Source organism: bacterium (assembly GCA_035528375.1).
Classification (GTDB): domain Bacteria; phylum RBG-13-66-14; class RBG-13-66-14; order RBG-13-66-14; family RBG-13-66-14; genus RBG-13-66-14.
Map to the genome: position 1 here is coordinate 1 of DATKYS010000047.1, position 4,269 is coordinate 4,269.

Here is a 4,269-nt window from a genome sequence, read left to right on the forward strand (position 1 = left end):
AACGGGCCGACCTAAAGGTCGGCCCGTACGTCAGAAAACACCACCCCAAGCCGGCCTCCCCGACCGGCCCCTTAGTCGTGGTAGTAGTCCACGATGGGCTTGCGCTCGTCGGTGCCCGGCGCGGGCTCGTCGGCCAACAGACGCGCCTTGCCCTCGGCGTCCATGGCGCACTCCAGCGTCCCCTGGGAGTTCTTGTAGCAGTAGTGCCGCCCCAGGGGCTGGTCATCCTTGCCGACCTCGGGGCAGTAGAACATGGCCGGGTCGAGGCCGAGATCGTCCACCAGCTCCCGGGCGTTGGGGTGGGTGTCGGAATAGTGGAGCATCCCCTCGACGACGTCCCCGAAGGAGTCGGTGACCTTCAGGTCGCCCTCGGCGCCGAAGCCGCGCTCGACCCTGGCCTTGCCCTCGAGCGTGAGCCAGAGGAGGACGGCCTGCTCGATGTTGCGCTGGTTCTCCTTGCATAAGGCGGTCTTGGTCCCGGTCTCGTAGTCGGCGAAGTTGGGCTGGATGACGCTGAAGATGATGGCGGCCAGGGCGAGGAAGACCAGAATCTCGACCCAGGGGATGCGCTTGGTTTCGGCCATCTCGTGACTCCAGAGGGGTTAGTCCAGTGAGTGGACGTACTGTGCGTTGGGGTCGCGGTGCTCGCCCTTGAGATCGGTTGTGCACTCGACGTCGCCGGTCACCCCTTTGAGGGCGTAGTGGAAGCCGAGGGGCTCGCCCTTGTCGGCGCGCTCGGGGCAGACGAAGATGCCCTGGGGGGCGCCGAATGCGATGAGCTCGCGGGCGTTGGGCCGGGTGTCGTCTGAGGAGAGGAACCCGCCCGACGGGCCTATCCTGTAGTTCGCCGTCGAGTTCACCCGCACGTCGTAGGCCGTCTGGCCCTCGACGGTTTTTCTCGTCACGTCGAGGGTGAAGCCGGTCCCGGGAGGGGCGCCCTCCTCGGCGTAGGGGTTGACGAAGAGCGATGCGGGGTATCCCGCCGCGATGAGCGTGGCGGCGTTTGGCGCCGTGGTCGGGCTCTCCAGCCCGCCGCCCACGGGTGTGAATGATTTGCGCGTGGAGGGCTTGGCGGTGAGACCGGCTGCGATGTACTCCTCGACGGCGGCCTGGATTTCATCGCGCTGGGTGCCGAGCTCGTCCTGCGCCCGTGTGACGAAGTCGGCTATCCAGCGGGAAATCTCCTCCTGGTGCTGGAGGCACACCATGGTGTTCTCATCGCGCCGGGTGTTCTCGATGCTGGGGATTGCGATGGAGGCGATGATGGCGACCACGGCGAGGACGATCATCAGGTCAACGAGAGTGAAGCCGCGCTGCACGGAAGCCTCCCGCGGGGGCCGGCGTCGGGGCCGGCGAGGGGTCGAAAGGGGCAGGCCGAGGGGCCTTGACAGGTGGGGCTATTATAAATAAAAACGGTGTAAAAATGCAGCCCCCCTCCGAGGGCCGCCGGAGACATATCCCAAACCGCGTCCCGCAGGTTGCGATGACGTAGGGGCGGGTGTCCACACCCGCCCGCGGGCCGACCTGAAGGTCGGCCCCTACGAGGTCAACACTAGCCCCCGACCAATCCCGGCATGTAAAAAAGGTCCGCTCGCGGCGGTAAATCTGCAAAAACCAAACCCTCTCTCCGCGGAACAGGAAGGGCTACTAGCCCCCGACTAAACCCGGCATCTGGAAAATCGGCAGGTACATCGAGACGACCAGCCCGCCCACGACGACGCCGAGGATTATCATGAGCACCGGCTCCAGGAGGGCGGAGAGGTTGGCGACGGCGACCTCGACCTCGTCGTCGTAGAACTCCGCGACGCGGTGGAGCATCTCCTCGAGGCGGCCGGTGCGCTCGCCCACGGCGATCATGGCGACGACCATGGGCGGGAAGACGTCGGTGGCGGCGAGCGGCTCGGCGAATGTCCGGCCCTCTCCGATGGCGCGGCGCGTCTCCAGGACGGCCCGCTCGAGGACCCGGTTGCCCACGGTGGCGGCGGTGATGGCCAGGCCGTCCATGATCGGCACGCCGGAGCGCACGAGGGTCCCCAGGGTGCGGGTGAAGCGGGCCACGGCCACCCGGATGAAGAGCCTGCCGAAGATGGGCGCCCCGAGCTTCCAGCGGTCCAGGCGCAGGCGGCCCTCGGCGGTGTCGCCGTAAAATTTCACGAAGAAGGCCACGGCGGCGATGACGAGGGCCAGGATCCACCAGTAGTCGCGGAAGAAGGTGGAGAGCACGACGACGATCTGGGTGGGGAGGGGGAGCTGGGCGCCGAAGTTGTCGTAGATGCCCTGGAAGAGCGGGATGATGAAGACCAGGAACCCCATGCCCAGGAGAATCACCATCGAGAGGATGACGGCGGGGTAGGTCAAGGCGTTGGTGACGCGGCGCCGGAGCGAGTCAACGCGCTCGAGGTAGGAGGCCAGGCGGTCCAGGATGACCTCGAGGTTGCCGGAGACCTCACCGGCGCGCACCAGGGCGACGTAGAGGCGGCCGAAGGTTTTCGGGAAGCGTTCGAGGGCGGCGGAGAGCGACTGGCCCGCCTCCACCTGACGCCGCAGGTCCACGGAAATTTCCGCCAGCCCCTCGGGCGACTGCTCGGCCAGGGTGGCCAGGGTCTGCACGAGGGGGAGCCCGGCGCCGAGCATGGTGGAGAACTGGCGCGTGAAGACCACCAGGTCCCGCCGCTTGACCTTGACGTCCCGCACGGCCACCGGCTCGATGGCGGTGACGAGGAGCCCCTGGTTGCGCAGGGTGGCCAGGACGGTGTCTTCGTCGGGGGCTTCGAGCTCGCCCTGGACGCCTCGGCCGTCGGCCGCCCGTCCGCGGTAGGTGAAACGGGGCATGGACCGGTCCGGGTGGGTGTGCGTAAGCTACGTTGGTATCATAAGTTGGGACGCGCGAGGTGTCAACCGGGTTCAGACCATCAGCCGGCGCAGCGCCGGGTCGAAGCGGTCGGCGGGCGCCGCCTCGATTTCGGGGGAAAACTCCTCACCAGTCGCGGTGAGACGGACGACGTGGACGGGTACAGCGGGCTCCTCCCGGGGCTTGGCGTACCCGGCCACCAGGGCGGCGGCCAGGGCCAGGTCCTCGGGCGGGACCTCGCCCGTCGGGTGGCGCAGGACGCCCACGGGGGAGGAGACGCGGGCGTCGAGGAGGAGGTCTCCCGTCGCGGCGGCGCGGACCAGGGCGTCGTTGTCGTCGGAGTCGCGGCCCAGGGCCAGCTTGCTCCCGCCGGGCAGGCGGAAGTGACGGCCGTGGGCCAACAGGCGCAGTCCATCCACGGTGCAGCCCTCGCGTTCGAGGAGCTCGAACACCCGGCGCCCGAACACCTGTTCGGTCAGGAGGCACCCGCCGGCGGGGCTGGGGTAGCCGGTAATTCCCAGGCGGGCGGCGAGGGCCATCTGGGGCTTGCGGCCGCGGCCCCGGAAATCTTTTAAAAGTTTCCGATCCACGATCCCATCCGACTCCGGATTGGTGGGCGGGAAAAGTTTTGCCGACAGGGGGCGCAGGAGCCGCCCCTTCAAGCCGCTCTCGCGTTCGAGGAGGTCCAGGGCCCGGCGGCGCTGGCTCATGGGTCGCTCGCCCAGGACCTCGCCGGTAAAGACGAAGGCGGCGCCGAGCTCCGCCATCAAGGCCCCCGCGCGCTTCAGGAGTAAAAGCTTGCAGTCCAGGCAGGGGTTGGCGTTCTTGCCGTAGCCGTGGCGCGGATGCGCCAGCATGCGGCAGAACTCCTCCCCGGGGCGGTAGAGGAGGAACTCGTCGGCCCCGAGGTCCCGGGCCAGCGCCTCCAGGCCTTCCACACCGTCGTCGTCCGAGAATGGCAGGCGCATGTGGAGGGCGGTGACCGGGAGGCCCTGGTCCGCGACGAGTCGGAGGGCCAGGATGGAGTCCAGGCCGCCGGAGAAGAGCCCCACGGCGCGGTCGGTTTTTTTTGTCATTGGTCGGCGATTGATTTTAAGGTCGGGGCGAGTGTAGCAGGCGCGGGGTGTGAACGCCAGCGGGGGGGGTGGGCGTCGGCGTTCCTCACCCACGGTTGCGATGCCGTAGGGGCGGGTCTGGCGACCCGCCCGCGGGCGACCGACGATGGTCGCCCATACGGATCGGGTTTGCTGGATATTGACGCAGGGGCGGGTGTCCACACCCGCCCGTTTTTTTAAGGCATCACACACGTTCATGGACCAAAGAGGATGCTTTTCAGATAGGGTAGCATATCCGGGTCGTTTCGGTGGTTGAAGCGGAACTCCATTTCTCTGATGAACAGGTGGAAGTTTCGCTTGAAG

The 4,269-nt window shown here is 67.6% G+C and carries 4 protein-coding genes; all 4 read right to left on the reverse strand.

Annotation, left to right across the window (positions count from 1 at the left end; all coding sequences use genetic code 11):
• Window positions 1–71: 71 nt before the first annotated feature.
• Window positions 72–584 (reverse strand): hypothetical protein, encoded by a 513-nt coding sequence (locus VM054_03360; protein HUT98090.1) that lies wholly within the window; start codon window positions 582–584, stop codon window positions 72–74.
• Between the two features lie 18 nt (window positions 585–602).
• Entirely contained in the window at window positions 603–1,319 is a 717-nt protein-coding gene (locus VM054_03365; protein HUT98091.1) for a prepilin-type N-terminal cleavage/methylation domain-containing protein, read from the reverse strand.
• A 328-nt stretch (window positions 1,320–1,647) separates the two neighbouring features.
• Entirely contained in the window at window positions 1,648–2,832 is a 1,185-nt protein-coding gene (locus tag VM054_03370) for a type II secretion system F family protein (GenBank protein ID HUT98092.1), read from the reverse strand.
• Between the two features lie 72 nt (window positions 2,833–2,904).
• On the reverse strand, window positions 2,905–3,927 hold the full coding sequence (locus VM054_03375) for a hypothetical protein (GenBank protein HUT98093.1): 1,023 nt from the start codon (window positions 3,925–3,927) through the stop codon (window positions 2,905–2,907).
• Window positions 3,928–4,269 lie beyond the last annotated feature (342 nt).

Coding starts and splice junctions, on each gene's coding strand:
- VM054_03360 (HUT98090.1), bottom strand. CDS start 584: ATGGCCGAAACCAAGCGCATCCCCTGGGTCGAGATTCTGGTCTTCCTC.
- VM054_03370 (HUT98092.1), bottom strand. CDS start 2,832: ATGCCCCGTTTCACCTACCGCGGACGGGCGGCCGACGGCCGAGGCGTC.
- VM054_03375 (HUT98093.1), bottom strand. CDS start 3,927: ATGACAAAAAAAACCGACCGCGCCGTGGGGCTCTTCTCCGGCGGCCTG.